The organism is Paraburkholderia sp. BL6665CI2N2 (assembly GCF_004366535.1).
GTDB lineage: Bacteria > Pseudomonadota > Gammaproteobacteria > Burkholderiales > Burkholderiaceae > Paraburkholderia.
On sequence record NZ_SORC01000001.1, the window covers coordinates 3,956,565 to 3,972,310 of the forward strand.

Sequence of the window (15,746 nt, forward strand, 5' to 3'; positions counted from 1 at the left end):
GCTCCTTATTGAACGTCGTCTTCGCGCATACGGCTGCGGAAGGAGTCGCGTGAACGCAGCGCGTCGCTGCCGGCTGCGGCCTGGCTGGCCGGCGCGGCGGATGCCGCAGGCGCCGAAGCCGCGGAGCCGGTTGCGGAGGCGGACGGTGCAGCCAAAGGCGACGCGGCATTGCTCGCCGCTTGCGGCGCGGCAGCGGCCGTCGCGCCCGCTGCCGCACCCGAGGCGGCGGCAGCGTCGGCGACCCGCTGGCGAGTCTGCTCGACCAGCTTGTCGAGCGGCAGATACAGCACGTTGTTGCCGCTCTTGCTGTCCACGTACACCTTGGTCGTATTCGAATAGATCTGCTGCATGGTGTCCAGGTACATGCGCTCGCGAATCACCGCGGGCGCTTTCGAGTACTGCGCGTAGACCTGCTTGAAGCGTTCGGCGTCGCCTTGTGCCTGGGCCACGGTCTTCTCGCTGTAGGTTTTCGCTGCGTCGATCTGGCGCGCCACGTCGGCTTGCGCGCGCGGCAGAAGATCCGCGGCATAGGCTTCGGCATCGCGTTTCGCGCGGTCGTTTTCCTGACGGACTTTCGCGGCGTCGTCGAAGGCGGCCTGCACGCGGTCGGGCACCTGCACGCCCTGGATCGTCACACCGGTCACGGCGAGGCCGGACTGATATTCATCCAGGGATTGCTGGATCGCCGTCATGAGTTGCTGGCGAATTGTTTCGCGATCCTGATAGAGGATGTCATTGGTGCTGCGCGCGCCGACGATGTTACGCACCGCCGCCTGGGCAGCCTGCATCACGCCCTGATCGGGATCGACGCTGCGAAACAGGTAATCGGTCGGCTTCTTCACCTGGTATTGCACGGCGAAGCGCACGTCGACGATATCCGCGTCGTGCGTGAGCATCGACGCGTCTTTCACATTCGCGAGACGCACCACGTTGTTGCGGCCCACTTCCACCTGGCGGATCTGGCCGATATTGACGAGCTCATGTGCTTCGAACGGATACGGCAGACGCCAGTGCACGCCCTGTCCCGCCGTGTAGCGATACTTGCCGAACTGCATCACCACACCGGCCTGGCCGTCCTGCACGACGAACACGCCGCTGCCGAGATAAATGGCCAGCAGCACGCCGATCACGATGCCCACGCCGATCCGCGCGCTACGACCGTTGTCAGGACGGCCGCCACCCGCACCGCCGCCCTTGCGGCCGAACACCCGGCTCAAACGACGGTTGAAATCGCGCCACATCTCGTCGAGATCGGGCGGTCCCTCGCCGTCTTTGCTCGGCGGACGCTTCGGCTCGTTGGGACGTTGCCGGTCGCCATTGGCGTCTCCCCGGCCCCAGCGCGGATCGTTCAGTGACAGCATGGCGCGCATGCGCACCCAGATACTCCGCTCGTTGTAATCGTTCACCTGTGTTCGTTCACCAGAGTAGACAGCGGGTCAGTGCAATTGGAACGGGTCAGTGCCCGAGTTCTGGGACCTTGCGGTCGTCGCGTGGTGCTGCCGACCGGTCCTCTTCCGAGAGATCGACCAGCGTTTCGGGAAGAGGTTCGGCAGTTGCGATTTCAGCGATGGCTGCGCGCAATGTGTCCAACCCTTGCCCCGTGCGCGCGCTCAAAAAGACGCGCGAAATATTACCATACTCGTCCCTTTCAACCGCGTCCCCACGGGCCGCCAACTCCGGCACCGCGTCGATCTTGTTGAAGACCAGCACCTGCCGGATCGTGTCTGCACCGATTGCGTGCAATACCTCGTTCACCTGATCGATCTGGTCGAGCCGCACCGCGCTCGACGCATCGACCACGTGCAGCAGCAGGTCGGCGTGAATGGTTTCCTCGAGCGTGGCGCGAAACGCCGCCACCAGCTGGTGAGGCAGTTCGCGGATGAAACCGACCGTATCCGATACCACCACCTGCCCCGCTTCGTCGCCGAGATAGACGCGCCGCGAGGTGGTATCCAGGGTCGCGAACAACTGGTCGGCGGCGTACGCCTGAGCCTTGGTGAGCGCGTTGAAGAGCGTGGACTTGCCCGCGTTCGTGTAGCCGACCAACGACACCGACATGGTCTGATTGCGGCTGCGCGCGCGGCGCTGCGTGCCGTGCTGACGACGCAGTTTCTCGAGTCGCGTCTTGAGCGCCTTGATGCGCTCGCCGATCAAACGACGGTCGGTTTCGAGCTGCGTTTCGCCAGGGCCGCGCAAACCGATACCGCCTTTTTGCCGCTCCAGGTGAGTCCATGCGCGGATTAGCCGCGTCGACAGATACTGCAGTTGCGCGAGCTCCACCTGCAGCTTGCCTTCATGGCTGCGGGCGCGTTGCGCAAAAATGTCGAGGATCAGACTGGTGCGGTCGATCACGCGCCGATTAAGCGCCTGCTCCAGATTGCGCTGCTGCGCAGGCGCCAGCGCGTGATTGAAAATGACGAGTTCGATGTCGTTCGCCTCACACGCAAGACGCAGTTCTTCGGCCTTGCCGCTGCCGACGAACATCTTGGCATCGGGACTGGACCGGCGCCCAGTGAGGGTGACTATGGGATTCGCGCCCGCGCTTTGCGCGAGCAGGCTGAGTTCTTCCAGGCTGGCTTCGAAATCGATCTTACCGAAGTCGATGCCGACAAGCGCTGCATTAATCAAATTGGAGGGTATCAAGATGAGGCGGCCGGGAGTAATCGCCAACGGGCGACGCTACGCCGGCCGCGACGGGGGTTAGGACTGTTCAGAATCCGGGTGGAAATTCACCGGACGGGCTGGCACGACTGTCGAGATTGCGTGCTTGTAGACCATCTGGGTGACCGTATTCCGGAGCAACACGACGTACTGGTCGAACGATTCGATGTTCCCTTGAAGCTTGATGCCGTTGACCAGATAGATCGACACCGGCACATGCTCTTTACGCAGTGCGTTCAAAAACGGGTCTTGTAACAATTGCCCTTTGTTGCTCATAGCAAACTCCGTATTTTTTTGCAGGTTGACTGAATTGACGCGGAAGAAAAAGAGATCCAGCGTCAACCGCTACACTATAGCCGATTTTCATTTTTGCGCGGGAGGCCTGGCCAGGCGGCCAAAGCCAGCACACACGCGGGTTTCAGCCTAGGTCTAGCCTTTATCCGCGTAAGGGTTCGTCGACGATCTGAACTCTATGCGCAATGGAGTCCCAGTCAGCTTGAAAGTTTCCCTGAAGCGGTTTTCCAGATAGCGTTTGTACGTTTCGGTGATCGCGTCGAGCGCATTGCCGTGAATCACGATGATCGGCGGATTCTGTCCGCCCTGGTGCGCGTAACGCAGTTTCGGGCGCACCGGACCGCGTCGGCGCGGCTGCTGGAATTCGACGGCATCGATCAACGCGCGCGTGAGCTTCGGCGTCGGCAGCTTGGCCATGGCGGCTGCGTAGGCGTCGTCGACCGAGCGCATCAACGGGCCGATCCCGGTTTTTTCCGCGGCGGAAATGAAGTGGAATTTGGCGAAGTCGAGAAATTTTAGTTTGCGCTCGAGGTCCGCTTTCGTGCGGTCGCGCACATGCGGGTCGAGACCGTCCCACTTGTTCACGCCCACCACCAGTGCACGGCCCTGCTCCACCACGAAGCCGGCAATGTGCGCGTCCTGCTCCGAAATGTCCTGGCGCGCGTCGAGCAGCAGGATCACGACATTGGCGTCGGAGATCGACTGCAGCGTCTTCACCACCGAGAATTTCTCGATCGCTTCGAACACTTTGCCGCGGCGGCGCAAACCGGCGGTGTCGATCAGCGTGTACGGCTTGCCGCCGCGTTCGAAATCGACATAGATCGAATCGCGTGTGGTGCCCGGCATGTCGAACGCGATCACGCGCTCTTCGCCCACCAGTGCATTGATCAACGTCGACTTGCCGACATTCGGACGGCCGACGATCGCGATCTTCACGCCGCGCGTCTGCTTCTCTTCGTCGCTTTCTTCCGGCTGGCCGGCGTAGGCGACTTCGAGTGCCTCGTTGATCATTTCGGTGACGCCGTCGCCATGCGCCGCGGAAATCGCGCGCGGGTCGCCGAGGCCAAGTTCGTAGAAGTCGGCGGCGACGTTGCTGTACTTCATGCCCTCCGCCTTGTTGACGACCAGGAAAATCGGCCGGCCGACCTTGCGCAGATAGTCGGCGATCGACTTATCCTGCGGCGCGAGGCCATTGCGACCGTCGACGATGAACACGACGATGTCCGATTCCTCGACCGCCTGGCGGGTTTGACGCGCCATTTCGTGCAGGATGCCTTCTTTCGCGACCGGTTCGAAGCCGCCGGTGTCGACGACCAGATACGGCCGGTCGCCGGCGCGCCCCTCGCCGTAATGGCGATCGCGGGTGAGACCGGGCAGGTCGGCAACCAGCGCATCACGCGTGCGCGTGAGCCGGTTGAACAGCGTGGATTTCCCCACATTGGGGCGCCCGACGAGGGCAATAACGGGTTTCATCAGATGTTGTTCACGGTGAAACGCGGGATCGAAATCGACCGGCCGCGTAGCGACGCCATGCGGCCGCTACACGGCAGCGTTTGACGAAAATTATCACGAATTCGGCCAGCCCCGGATGTGCTGTCAATATGCACGCCCGGGCGGACGGGGGTTTGGCTGTATGGGCGACGCCAGCGGGCCGCCAGATTCAGTCTTGATTGCTCGACGGCTCGCACGCCGGTTCGAAACCGATTCTGTGCGGTATTGGCGAACCTGCCGTCGAAGGTGATGCCGCAAGCACTCACCGATGGCCACGTGGGCCCGTGCGCCATATCTGATCCGACTTGCCGGACCAGCCAGTCCGGCGGAATTCTTTTACTTACTCTGCCCTGCTACTACAACTCGAACTGCACCTCAGTAAAACGCGCGCGGCCGGCGAAGCCGGCCTGCGCGCCAGACAGCAATTGCTGCGCGCGATCAGCGCGGGCGGTAGCCGTACAAATCGCCGTCGTGCGTCAGCACCACCAGCGTTTCGCCGGCGAGCACCGGCGCTGCGGTGATCGGGCTGCCGTCGGTCTTCACGCGCGCGACCAGCGTGCCGTCGTCGCGGGACAGGAAGTGCACGTAGCCCTGATAGTCGCCGAGTACCGCGGCGTGACCCAGAATGAACGGCACGCTCAGGTCGCGATTCTTCAGCTTGTCGTTCTTCCACAGCGGCGCGCCGCTGTTGGTATCGAACGCCGACACCACCGACCAGTCGTCCGCCGCGACCACGGCGCGCTCATCCTGCGCCAGACCGCTCGTGCTCGAAAACGCCTTTTCCCACACGGCGCGGCCCGAGTTCGCGTCGAAACAGCCAATCTGGCCCTGGAACGTCACGGCGCAGGTTTCCGAACCGACCAGCGTGGGCGGACCGGTCACGTCGTTGATGCGCTCGACTTCCGTCACGCCCTTCGGATAGGACACCGGCGTTTGCCAGTAGTTGTCGCCCGTTTGCAGGTTGATCGCCGCGAACGCGCCGCCGGGGAAACCGGCCAGCACGGCCGCGTCGCCCGCGAACGTCATGCCCGACGACACGCGCAGATTGAGCGGCACCGCGCGGTTGCGGTAGTTCCACTTCTGCTCGCCGGTTTGCGCGTTGAACGCGGTGATCTGACCGTCGACCGTACGCACCACCACGAGGCCGTTGCCGACGAGCGGCGGCGAAATGATTTCGCCCGGCGCCTTGGCGGTCCAGAGTTGCTTGCCGTCCGCGCCGAGCACGTAGACGTCGCCCTTCAGGCCGCCGACCGCGGTGAGTGTGCCGTCGCTGCCGACGCCTGCCGACAGGTCGTCGTGCAGTTTGACGCGCCAGACGTCCTGACCGGTCTGCGCGTCGATCTTCGCAACCGAACCGTTCGCGCCTGCCGCGTATACCGCGTTGCCCACCGCAACCGGCGAGAACAGGTAACGGCCTGCCTTACCGACGCTCGCCTTCCAGGCCTGCTGCACGTCGAGCACGGGTTTGAACTCGGTGAGCGGCGTGGGCACGCGGCGCTCGTCTTTCGTGGATGAGCAAGCCGCCATGGTGAGCACGGTCATCGCACAGGCAACGGGCACAGCGTAACGTTTCAGCAGATTCATCGGTGGACGAAGCATTCAGGAAATTAGTTAAAAGAGACCGGTTGGTCGTTGCACGCGGCGCTGATTGGCGCGCTCATATGCGGCGATCAGCCGCCCAGCGCGTCCAGCTTGAACTGAATCAACTGGCGTGCCGAGCTATCGTTTTTCGACAGCGAGTCGAGCGCGAGCTTATAGGCCGCGCGTGCATCGTCACGCTTGCCTTGAGCGGCGAGCAGATCGCCGCGGCCGTTCGCCACGATGCCTTTGAACGCGTCGGACTGCGGTTCGGCGAGCAAGGCGAGGCCCTGATCGTAAGCCTTGTCGTCGAGCAGCAATGAAGCAAGACGCAGCTTGGCGATCTGCTTGAACTCGTCATCTTTCGCGTGATCGATGGTCCATTGCAGTTGCGCCTTCGCAGCGGATTCGTCGCCCGCGGCGTACAGCGCCTTGGCGGCGCCCAGCGCGGTCATTTGCGCATACGCGGTGCGGCTGAACTTATCTTCCATGTCGGTGGCGACGCGCGTGATCTTCGCCTTGTCGCCCGATGCCACGGCTTGCTGCACCTGGTCGTACAGCACGGCGGCTTCAGCCGCCTGGCGCCGTTGCCAAAAATTCCAGCCGTTCCAGCCGGCGGCGGCCACCAGTGCCACCAGCACGATCCATGTGGTTGCATTGCCCCACTGCGTCCACCATGCCTTCAGACTTTCAATCGATTCTTGTTCGTCGTGGTAACTCATTGCCCGGCGATTTCCTCTTTCTTGCTACGTGTGCATGTCGAACCCGATTGAAAACCAACCGGCTCGACGACATCGCGATCAGTCGTCGCCGTCTTCGGCGGTTGCAACCATCGCATTGATTAGAAATTCGGTCAAGTCTTCGGCCGGCACGTTTTGTTGCTCGTTTTTACCGCCGTTAGCATTTGTATCGCGCAGCGGTTTGACGCCGACCGTGCCGTTGGCAATCTCGTCTTCGCCGAGCACCACGGCGAAGGCCGCGCCGCTTGCGTCGGCACGCTTCATCTGCGATTTGAAGCTGGCCGGTTGACCGTCGGCGCTGCAATGCAGGATCACGTCGAGACCGGTGTCACGCAAACGCTCGGCGATGATAAAGGCTTGCTCGCGCGCCGCGTCGCCCTGATGGACCACGTACACGTCACAACCTTCGTCTTCCGGCACGAGTTGCTCTTCCTTCAGCAGCTCGAGGATGCGCTCAATGCCCATTGCCCAACCGCATGCCGCCGTCGGCTTGCCGCCAAGCTGCTCGATCAGCGGATCGTAACGGCCGCCCGCCGCGACGGTACCTTGCGCGCCGAGCTTGTCGGTCACCCATTCGAACACGGTCAGATTGTAGTAATCGAGACCGCGCACGAGACGCGGATTGATCTTGAACGGGATGTTGTTCGCCTTCAGAATGCGCTGCAAACCTTCGAAGTGCGCGCGCGATTCTTCGCCGAGAAAATCGATCAGCTTGGGCGCGTTCTGCGCGACTTCCTGCATGGCCGGATTCTTCGTGTCCAGCACGCGCAGCGGGTTCGTGTAGAGACGGCGCTTCGCTTCTTCGTCGAGCACGTCCATGTGCTTTTCGAGGTACGCGATCAATTCCACACGATGCGCCGCGCGTTCATCCGCGAGGCCCAGCGAGTTGATTTCGAGCTTGATGCCCATCAGCCCGAGGTCGTCCCACAAACGCTGGCACATCATGATGATTTCAGCGTCGGCGTCCGGACCGGCAAAGCCGAGCGCTTCCACGCCGACCTGATGGAACTGGCGATAACGGCCGCGCTGCGGACGCTCGTGACGGAACATCGGACCGATGTACCACAGACGCTTCGGGCCGTCGTACAGCATGTTGTGTTCGATCACCGCGCGCACCACCGCTGCCGTGTTTTCCGGGCGCATGGTCAGATTTTCACCGTTCAGTGCGTCGGTAAAGCTGTACATCTCTTTCTCGACGATGTCGGTCACTTCACCGATACCGCGCTTGAACAGCTGCGTATGCTCGATGATCGGCGTACGAATATTCTGGTATCCGTACGAACGCAGCATCGACTTGACGGTCGTTTCGAAAAATTCCCACAGCCCGGCTTCCTGCGGAAGGATGTCGTTCATGCCCTTCACGCCGGAGAGCTTTTCGAGCTTTTTCTTCTGTTCAGTCATCTGTATTCGAGAGCCGATGTTTAGTTGGCTACCGTGGCGCGGCCATAGCTGCGCTCGACGTAGTCACTCACGATTTGCTGGAATTCTTGCGCGATGTTATCGCCGCGCAGCGTCTTGACCTTCTCGCCGTCGATGAACACCGGCGCGGCCGGGTTCTCGCCCGAACCCGGCAGGCTGATGCCGATATTCGCCTGCTTCGACTCGCCCGGACCGTTGACGATGCAGCCCATCACCGCGACGTGCATCTTTTCGACGCCAGGATACTGATCGCGCCAAACCGGCATCTGTGTACGCAAATAGGTCTGGATTTGCGACGCCAGTTCCTGGAACAGCGTGCTGGTGGTGCGACCGCAACCCGGGCACGCGATCACCATCGGCGTGAACGAGCGCAGACCCATGGTCTGCAAAATTTCCTGGCCGACGATCACTTCGCCGGTGCGCGAGGCGCCCGGTTCCGGCGTGAGCGAAATGCGGATCGTGTCGCCGATGCCCTGCTGCAGCAATACAGACAATGCCGCCGTCGAGGCAACGATGCCCTTCGAACCCATGCCCGCCTCGGTCAAGCCGAGATGCAGCGCGAAGTCGCAACGGCGCGCGAGTTCGCGGTACACGGCGATCAGGTCCTGCACGCCGCTGACCTTGCACGACAGAATGATCTGATTGCGTGACAGGCCGAGTTCGACCGCCCGCTCCGCCGAGCCGATCGCCGACTGGATGAGCGCTTCGTACATGACACTTTGCGCTTCCCACGGCGTGGAACGCGCGGCATTCTCGTCCATCATCTTCGCGAGCAGGTCCTGATCGAGACTGCCCCAGTTGACGCCGATACGCACCGGCTTATCGTACTTCGCCGCGGCTTCGATCATCTGCGCGAACTGCGTGTCGCGTTTCGCGCCGTGACCCACGTTGCCCGGATTGATCCGGTACTTGGACAACGACTCCGCGCACGCGGGGTAATCGCGCAACAGCAAATGGCCGTTGTAATGGAAGTCGCCGACCAGCGGCACCGACACGCCCATGCGGTCGAGCTGCTCGCGCACGGCCGGCACCGCCGCAGCTGCTTCCGGCGTGTTCACCGTGATACGCACCAGTTCCGAGCCGGCTTGCGCCAGTTCCTTGATCTGGATGGCGGTGCCGATCGCGTCCGCAGTGTCCGTGTTGGTCATCGACTGGATGCGCACGGGGGCGTCGCCGCCGATGGTAACGAGCTGGCCGCCCCAACGGACGTCCACCGCGTGCGACTTGCGCCGCGGTGCCTGGCCGCCGAACACCGGCTCGTTGGAAACGATCTTGCTACTGGATTGGGATTGAGCTTCGGATTGCATCGAAAAACCCATTTACGCCGCATGCGCCACACAAAAGACGTCGCGCCTGAATTGAAAAAGCGCCGCGGACCGGTTGGCCGCGGCGCATACCGTATCTGTCAAGGCAGCGCGAAACGCGCCACGTTGCCCTTGGCCGCCGCATATTTCGCGGGATCGACCGGCTGGCCGTCGAGCGTCAGCGAGTCGAGGCCGGCCCTGTTGCCGAGCGTGACCTTGAAAGGCGCTTCGCCCGTTACTGCCTTGGTATCGCCTGCGTGCACGAGGCCGGAGAACACTTCCTTGCCATCTTTGCCACGCACGCTGAACCAGCTATCCTGCTTCACGCTCAACGCGACGGTCGACTGACCCGCAGCCGGCGTCACCGTGGCCGCCGGTGCGCTCGCGCCCGGCGCGGTTGTCCCAACCGGTGCCTGCGAGCCCGTCTTAGGCGCGGCCGTCATTGCCGTCACTGCCGGGGCCGACGAAGGTGCCGTACCGGTAGCGAGCGGCGCGGGCATCGGCGTAGCCGACGCTGCATTCTCCGCTGCCGCCTGCGTATCCGGCGCTGAAGCAGCCTCTTCCGCAGTCGCTTCCGAACCTGCCGATTGGCCCTGCGCCACCGCGCCCGATGCGCCGGTTGCGCCGCCAGTGGCACCGTTCGCGCTCGCTTTCAAGCGCGCCAGCCAGGCGGACGAATCGCCGCCATTGGTGTGCCACATGCCGAGCGCGATCACCGCGACGATCACCGCCGCCACACCCCACAGCCACGAGCGGCTCTTTTGCCCACTGCCACCCAGCGAGAGCGATACCTTGCCACGCGGCAAGTCCCTACCCGACGACGCCGGCATCGACAGATCCGGCGCGGGCACTCCCTTTTCGCGGCGCAGTGCCGCCGTGAACGGCGTGGGATCCGCACCGAGCATTTTCGCGTAGCTGCGCACCACGCCGAGCGCGAAGGTCGTATCGGGCAAGTGGCTGATGTCGCCCGATTCGAGCGCGCGCAGCTTGGTGACGGACACTTTCAAACGCGCCGACACGTCGTCGATCGTCCAGCCTTTCGATTCACGCAATTGGGTCAAGCGCGCGCCAACCGCCGCCAACGAATCCATGCCCGGCTGCACAACAGGCTGCACCGCCGCCCGTGCGACCGGCGCCGGATGGCTTTCGTTCGTGTCTGTGTCCTGCGGCTGCGGGTGCTGCGGCTCACTCATCCCAAATCCTTTCGCGTCGATTCTTTTTCACTCGTGCGAGCCGGACGGGCTCAAGCCTCACGTCCGAATCGCAGACCGTTTATAACAAAATGTGCGGCCTTGTGCGCCGCTTCCGATCGCTTCTGCAAACTTTCTTTTCAATCGACGCCGGCACGGCAGGTTGTCGTGCGTTCGCGGAGCTTCTCCGAACGCGGGCGCCCTGCCTTCACCGCGCGATTACACGGCGCGAACCTCGATCACCTTGGCTGCCTTCCCGGTGCGCTCAGCGAGGCGGGTGCGGTCTTTCACCGCGCCGGCCAACTGACCGCAGGCAGCGTCGATATCATCGCCGCGTGTCTTGCGCACCGTAGTGACGACGCCCGCGTCCATCAGTACTTGTGCAAACCGCTTGATCTGTTCCGGTTTCGAGCGGATGAGGCCCGATTCGGGGAACGGATTAAACGGAATCAGGTTGAATTTGCACGGCACGTCGCGCGTGACCGCGAGCAATTCGCGCGCTTGCGCTTCGCTGTCGTTCACGCCGTCGAGCATGCAATATTCAAACGTAATGAAATCGCGCGGCGCGACCTTCAGATAGCGCTGGCAAGCCGCCATCAGTTCGCGCAGCGGGTACTTCTTGTTCAGCGGCACGAGCATGTCGCGCAGCGGATCGCTAGGCGCATGCAAGGAGACCGCGAGCGCCACCGGCAGATCGGTGCCGAGCCGGTCCATCATGGGCACGACGCCCGAGGTGGACAGCGTGACACGGCGGCGCGACAGGCCGTAGGCGTTGTCGTCGAGCATCAGGCGCATGGCCGGCACAACCGCGTCGTAATTGAGCAGCGGCTCGCCCATGCCCATCATCACGACGTTCGTGACGACCCGCTCGCCCTTGCCGTCGCCACCCGTGGCGCGCCCGCCGTCCACGCCGCGCGACGCGCGCAGTGCGAACTCGGCCATGCGCAACTGGCCGATGATTTCAGCGGTGGTGAGATTGCGGGAGAAACCCTGCTTGCCGGTCGAACAGAAACGGCAGTTGACCGCGCACCCGGCCTGCGACGACACACACAGCGTGCCACGCGTTTCTTCGGGAATGTAGACGGTTTCAACCGCGTTGCTGTTGCCGACGTCGATCAGCCACTTGCGTGTGCCGTCGGTCGAAATATTGTCGCTGACGATGCCCGGCATCGAGATCGTGGCGCGCCCCTTGAGCTTTTCGCGCAAGGACTTCGCGAGATCGGTCATGCCGTCGAAGTCGGCAGCGTTGTATTGGTGAATCCAGCGCTGCAATTGCTTGGCGCGAAACGGCTTCTCGCCCAGGCTGTCGCAGTAAGCGACAAGCCCTTGGGCGTCGAGGTCGAGAAGGTTGACGGTGGGACTGCTCGTCATATCGAATCCTGCCATTTCAGTGCGAGACTACGTTCATGCAACAAGCTGCATGAACGCAATGCCGTTCGCGCCCATTCCTGCTGCTTTTACCTTACTACTTTGCCGGGCGATTCGTGCGATAAATCCGGTCGGCTGCACGAATCGCGCACGGGAGTTCTGCTTAGCGCGAGTACACGTTCACTTGCGGGAAGAAGAATGCGATTTCAACGGCAGCGGTTTCAGCGGCGTCCGAACCGTGCACTGCGTTCGCGTCGATGCTGTCAGCGAAGTCAGCGCGGATCGTGCCCTTTTCCGCCTTCTTCGGGTCCGTTGCACCCATCAGGTCACGGTGCTTCAGGATGGCGTTCTCGCCTTCCAGCGCTTGCACGACGACCGGGCCCGAGATCATGAAATCGACGAGGTCCTTGAAGAACGGACGTGCAGCGTGCACAGCGTAGAACTTCTCCGCGTCGGCGCGCGACAGGTGAACCATGCGCGAAGCCACGATCTTCAGGCCAGCGTTTTCGAAACGGCTGTAGATCTGGCCGATCACGTTCTTGGCCACTGCGTCCGGCTTGATAATCGACAGGGTGCGTTCGATCGCCATAAAAACTCCAAAAAATTAAGAGGTTACAGATTCAAATGAATCCGCTATTGTAGCATGTTCCCGTGTATGATTGTGATTGAACCCTTACAGCATTGAAAGACTCCAAGCAGGAGTTTCCGAATACTGGTAGCGTAGGTGGTGTGGTATTTTCAGGGTATTGAAACTCCCCGCCCGCGCGCCAATCTTAGTGATGAGAGCGCTGCGGGCGGCGGGAAATCCCACCGGCGCCGCACCACTTGCTACAACCCGCTTCACAACCATACGCATCACGCTTCTGAGGTAAGGAGAGACCATGAACGAACATCCGTATAGCTTTGGCCGCAATGGCGCGGTCAGCACGGTCGAAACGCGTAACCGCGTGCTACGGAACACCTACTGGCTGCTCGCGCTGTCCATGATTCCGACAGTGCTGGGCGCGTGGGTGGGCCTCACCACCGGTTTCTCGCTGTTCGCCGCCACGAGTCCCGCCATGAGCATGCTGGCGTTCTTCGCGATCGCCTTCGGCTTCATGTTCGCCATTCAGAAGACCAAAGACAGCGCGGCCGGTGTGTTCGTGCTGCTCGGCTTCACGTTCTTCATGGGCTTGATGCTGTCGCGCATCCTGAGCTTTGTGCTCGGTTTTTCGAACGGCCCGTCGTTGATCATGCTCGCCTTCGGTGGCACTGGTGTGATCTTCGCGTCCATGGCAACCATCGCCACGGTCAGCAAGCGCGACTTCTCGGGTCTCGGCAAGTGGCTGTTCATGGGCGTGATCGTGCTGCTGCTCGCATCGGTCGCGAACGTGTTCCTGCATCTGCCGGCGCTCATGCTCACGGTGTCGGTCATGGCCATCGTGATCTTCTCGGCCTACATGCTGTTTGACGTTCAGCGCGTCGTGAATGGCGGTGAAACGAATTACATCACCGCTACCCTCGCGATCTACCTGGATCTGTACAACGTGTTCGTGAATCTGCTGGCGCTGCTCGGCATCTTCGGCGGCAATCGCAACTAAGCCTGATTCGGGGCGCGGCGTTCGAAACGCCACCGCCCTGAAAGACAAAGCCCATAACGAGCAATCGTTATGGGCTTTTTTTATGGCGCCGCGGTGTCCGCCGCGCGCAAATCCAGCGTCAGACGCGCGTCACACGCTCAGCCACGCGAATCCCTCATCTTGGGACGCCACCACCACTTCCGTCGGCGCCGCGCCCAGCACACCGGCCATGGCTGCCTGCGCCAGTTCCGGCAGATTGTTCTGCTGGCTCAAATGCGCGGCAACAAGATGGCGCAATCGCGAACGATCGAGCGAGGCGAGAATTTCAGCCGCCGCGTCGTTGTTCAAATGCCCATGATTCCCGCCGATGCGCGCCTTCAGCGACTGCGGATAACGGCTGCCCGCCAGCATCCGCACGTCGTGATTGCATTCGAGCACCAGCGCGTCGCAGCCACTCAGCACCGAGCTGATATGCGGCGTGGACGTGCCGACATCCGTCAGCACGCCGAGCCGGCTCGCGCCGTTCGACAGCACGTATTGCAGCGGCTCGCGCGCGTCATGCGGAACGGTGTAGGGAAGAATGCTGAGGTCGCCGATCGCCACCGCTTCGTCGCCCCACAGCACCTGCAGGTCAATGTCGGCTTCGTCGGCGCCCACCGCGCGGGCGGTGCCCCAGCTCATGTACAACGGAATCGACCACTTGCGCGCCAGCGTCAGCGCGCTGCCAATGTGGTCGCTATGTTCATGCGTGATCAGTATCGCGTCGAGACCCTCGACGCTCGCGCCGAGCCGCGTTAGACGCCGCTCCACTTCCCTGGCCGAAAAACCGCAATCGAGCAACACGCGCGTGGTGGTCGCGCCGCTTTGCGCTTCCACCAGCAACGCATTGCCTTCACTGCCGCTACCGAGACTCGCGAACCTCACAGTCCGCTTAGTTCAGTTGCGCGTGCAGCAGCGTCACGATGCGCTGCGCGTCGGACGAATTGTCGACCTGCCCGTTCGCCGTCAGCACCGCCACTTGCGTCACCGTGTCGCCCTTCGAACGCACGTTGACGAGGAATTCCTGGCTCGGCTTCTTCGACGAATTGCCGCTGTAGAACAGCTTGCCGAGCAGCCCTTCCTTCTTCAGTTCCTGCATCGAGTCCGCATAGCGGACGTAGTAGATGCCCTTCGCGCGATCGCGGTCGTCGACGGTAAAGTTGGTGCGGTCGAGCGCAAGGCCCACGCGCAGCCACGCGCGATCGAACGACTCAGGCAGGTCGAGCGTGGATGCGCCCGCGCTCTGGTCGATCGTGGCCGGCGCAACCGCTGTGCGCGCGTCGGTCAGCAGTTGCTTCGATTGCGCTTCGGTCAAGCCGAACTTCTGCATCAGCTTGGTGAGGAACAGGGCCTCGAGCGCCGGATCGCGCGGCCGCTCTTCCCAACGCGACGACGTCTTGTCCTGCCCCGTCAACACTTCCTCCATGGCGCTGTGCGTGATGGAGATGTCGGTCGTGTCGCCCGGCGCGCGCGACACGAGTGTGCGGAAGCTGTCACGCGTGCCCGACGAATACGCGAAATCGATGACCTTGCCCACCGTGCGGCGGAACCAGTCGTCCGGAATGTTGGCGCGGTTTTCCGCCCAGTCGGTCGTCATGATGCCGGTGGCCGGCGCGTCGGTCTTCAGCGCGAAGCCGTTTTCCTGCCAGAACTCCTGCAACTGCGGCCAGAGCTGATCCGGCGAGCGGCCGTCGACGACCAGCCAGCGGCGATCGCCATCACGTTCGATATGCATGCCGAGCGGATCCTGCGCGTTGGGCTGGCCTTCGGTCGTATTGCCGGCAGCCGTCACCGCGCGCTTCTGCGCGCCGCCCAATGCCAGATTGGCCGGCGGTGCGACATACCGCTCGTCGGTCTTGGTGGTGCTCAAATCGTTCGGAACGGCCAGCGGCGGTGCGCTGCCCGCGCCCTTGTAGTTGACGCGGTCGGAAGCAAACCAGTCGTTCAGCGTGTCACAGCCGGCGAGCGTCGTGAGGGCAAGCGCCAGCGCCGCCATGCGGGTTGCGTGGAGGGAAAGTGCGGAACGTTTCATGAGGTCCTTCGTGATGCTGGAACGCGGTGCCTTGGTTCTGTGTGCCGGGAACGTGGGCTGGATCGACGTCG

Annotated in this window: 14 protein-coding genes; 1 reads left to right on the plus strand and 13 read right to left on the minus strand. The window is 62.6% G+C overall.

Going from position 1 to position 15,746, the window contains the following annotated elements; translation table 11 throughout:
• Window positions 1–5 precede the first annotated feature (5 nt).
• The 11 genes from hflK to ndk all read right to left on the minus strand — a co-directional run bounded on the left by hflK (window position 6) and on the right by ndk (window position 12,634).
• Window positions 6–1,406 carry an FtsH protease activity modulator HflK gene (gene hflK, locus B0G81_RS17630; protein WP_134137809.1) on the minus strand — a complete coding sequence of 467 codons (1,401 nt, stop codon included), beginning with the start codon at window positions 1,404–1,406 and terminating at the stop codon, window positions 6–8.
• Window positions 1,407–1,455: 49 nt separating this feature from the next.
• Complete coding sequence (gene hflX / locus B0G81_RS17635) at window positions 1,456–2,670, minus strand: GTPase HflX (RefSeq protein WP_181919931.1); 1,215 nt, start codon at window positions 2,668–2,670, stop codon at window positions 1,456–1,458.
• A gap of 30 nt (window positions 2,671–2,700) precedes the next feature.
• Window positions 2,701–2,937 (minus strand): RNA chaperone Hfq, encoded by a 237-nt coding sequence (gene hfq, locus B0G81_RS17640; protein WP_006051315.1) that lies wholly within the window; start codon window positions 2,935–2,937, stop codon window positions 2,701–2,703.
• A 153-nt stretch (window positions 2,938–3,090) separates the two neighbouring features.
• Window positions 3,091–4,428, minus strand: coding sequence for a ribosome biogenesis GTPase Der (gene der, locus B0G81_RS17645; protein WP_116117689.1), 1,338 nt, complete (start codon window positions 4,426–4,428; stop codon window positions 3,091–3,093).
• Between the two features lie 456 nt (window positions 4,429–4,884).
• Window positions 4,885–6,030, minus strand: coding sequence for an outer membrane protein assembly factor BamB (bamB, locus tag B0G81_RS17650; protein WP_116117690.1), 1,146 nt, complete (start codon window positions 6,028–6,030; stop codon window positions 4,885–4,887).
• Between the two features lie 86 nt (window positions 6,031–6,116).
• Entirely contained in the window at window positions 6,117–6,746 is a 630-nt protein-coding gene (locus tag B0G81_RS17655) for a tetratricopeptide repeat protein (RefSeq protein WP_106279496.1), read from the minus strand.
• 78 nt (window positions 6,747–6,824) lie between these two features.
• The gene (gene hisS / locus B0G81_RS17660; RefSeq protein WP_134137810.1) at window positions 6,825–8,165 is read right to left on the minus strand and encodes a histidine--tRNA ligase; all 1,341 of its coding nucleotides are present in this window, start codon (window positions 8,163–8,165) and stop codon (window positions 6,825–6,827) included.
• Window positions 8,166–8,185: 20 nt separating this feature from the next.
• On the minus strand, window positions 8,186–9,502 hold the full coding sequence (gene ispG, locus B0G81_RS17665) for a flavodoxin-dependent (E)-4-hydroxy-3-methylbut-2-enyl-diphosphate synthase (RefSeq protein ID WP_116117692.1): 1,317 nt from the start codon (window positions 9,500–9,502) through the stop codon (window positions 8,186–8,188).
• Between the two features lie 86 nt (window positions 9,503–9,588).
• A complete protein-coding gene (locus tag B0G81_RS17670) occupies window positions 9,589–10,680 on the minus strand; it encodes a helix-turn-helix domain-containing protein (RefSeq protein WP_134137811.1) in 1,092 nt (363 codons plus the stop codon).
• 216 nt (window positions 10,681–10,896) lie between these two features.
• Window positions 10,897–12,048 (minus strand): 23S rRNA (adenine(2503)-C(2))-methyltransferase RlmN, encoded by a 1,152-nt coding sequence (gene rlmN / locus B0G81_RS17675; RefSeq protein WP_134137812.1) that lies wholly within the window; start codon window positions 12,046–12,048, stop codon window positions 10,897–10,899.
• 160 nt (window positions 12,049–12,208) lie between these two features.
• Window positions 12,209–12,634, minus strand: coding sequence for a nucleoside-diphosphate kinase (gene ndk / locus B0G81_RS17680; RefSeq protein ID WP_012433533.1), 426 nt, complete (start codon window positions 12,632–12,634; stop codon window positions 12,209–12,211).
• 292 nt (window positions 12,635–12,926) lie between these two features.
• On the opposite strand from ndk, the gene B0G81_RS17685 reads away from it, so the two are divergent.
• Window positions 12,927–13,625, plus strand: coding sequence for a Bax inhibitor-1/YccA family protein (locus tag B0G81_RS17685; RefSeq protein WP_106279488.1), 699 nt, complete (start codon window positions 12,927–12,929; stop codon window positions 13,623–13,625).
• A gap of 129 nt (window positions 13,626–13,754) precedes the next feature.
• Here B0G81_RS17685 and B0G81_RS17690 read toward each other — a convergent pair whose 3' ends face one another.
• Together B0G81_RS17690 and bamC are read right to left on the minus strand one after the other, a co-directional pair.
• Window positions 13,755–14,528 carry an MBL fold metallo-hydrolase gene (locus tag B0G81_RS17690; RefSeq protein ID WP_134137813.1) on the minus strand — a complete coding sequence of 258 codons (774 nt, stop codon included), beginning with the start codon at window positions 14,526–14,528 and terminating at the stop codon, window positions 13,755–13,757.
• Window positions 14,529–14,535: 7 nt separating this feature from the next.
• Window positions 14,536–15,675: an outer membrane protein assembly factor BamC gene (gene bamC, locus B0G81_RS17695; protein ID WP_134137814.1), complete on the minus strand. Its 1,140-nt coding sequence runs from the start codon at window positions 15,673–15,675 to the stop codon at window positions 14,536–14,538.
• Window positions 15,676–15,746 lie beyond the last annotated feature (71 nt).

Bases quoted from the DNA above. Each gene is read 5' to 3' on its own strand.
- hfq (WP_006051315.1), bottom strand. From the start codon at position 2,937: ATGAGCAACAAAGGGCAATTGTTACAAGACCCGTTTTTGAACGCACTG.
- der (WP_116117689.1), bottom strand. From the start codon at position 4,428: ATGAAACCCGTTATTGCCCTCGTCGGGCGCCCCAATGTGGGGAAATCC.
- bamB (WP_116117690.1), bottom strand. From the start codon at position 6,030: ATGAATCTGCTGAAACGTTACGCTGTGCCCGTTGCCTGTGCGATGACC.
- B0G81_RS17655 (WP_106279496.1), bottom strand. From the start codon at position 6,746: ATGAGTTACCACGACGAACAAGAATCGATTGAAAGTCTGAAGGCATGG.
- hisS (WP_134137810.1), bottom strand. From the start codon at position 8,165: ATGACTGAACAGAAGAAAAAGCTCGAAAAGCTCTCCGGCGTGAAGGGC.
- ispG (WP_116117692.1), bottom strand. From the start codon at position 9,502: ATGGGTTTTTCGATGCAATCCGAAGCTCAATCCCAATCCAGTAGCAAG.
- B0G81_RS17670 (WP_134137811.1), bottom strand. From the start codon at position 10,680: ATGAGTGAGCCGCAGCACCCGCAGCCGCAGGACACAGACACGAACGAA.
- rlmN (WP_134137812.1), bottom strand. From the start codon at position 12,048: ATGACGAGCAGTCCCACCGTCAACCTTCTCGACCTCGACGCCCAAGGG.
- ndk (WP_012433533.1), bottom strand. From the start codon at position 12,634: ATGGCGATCGAACGCACCCTGTCGATTATCAAGCCGGACGCAGTGGCC.
- B0G81_RS17685 (WP_106279488.1), top strand. From the start codon at position 12,927: ATGAACGAACATCCGTATAGCTTTGGCCGCAATGGCGCGGTCAGCACG.
- bamC (WP_134137814.1), bottom strand. From the start codon at position 15,675: ATGAAACGTTCCGCACTTTCCCTCCACGCAACCCGCATGGCGGCGCTG.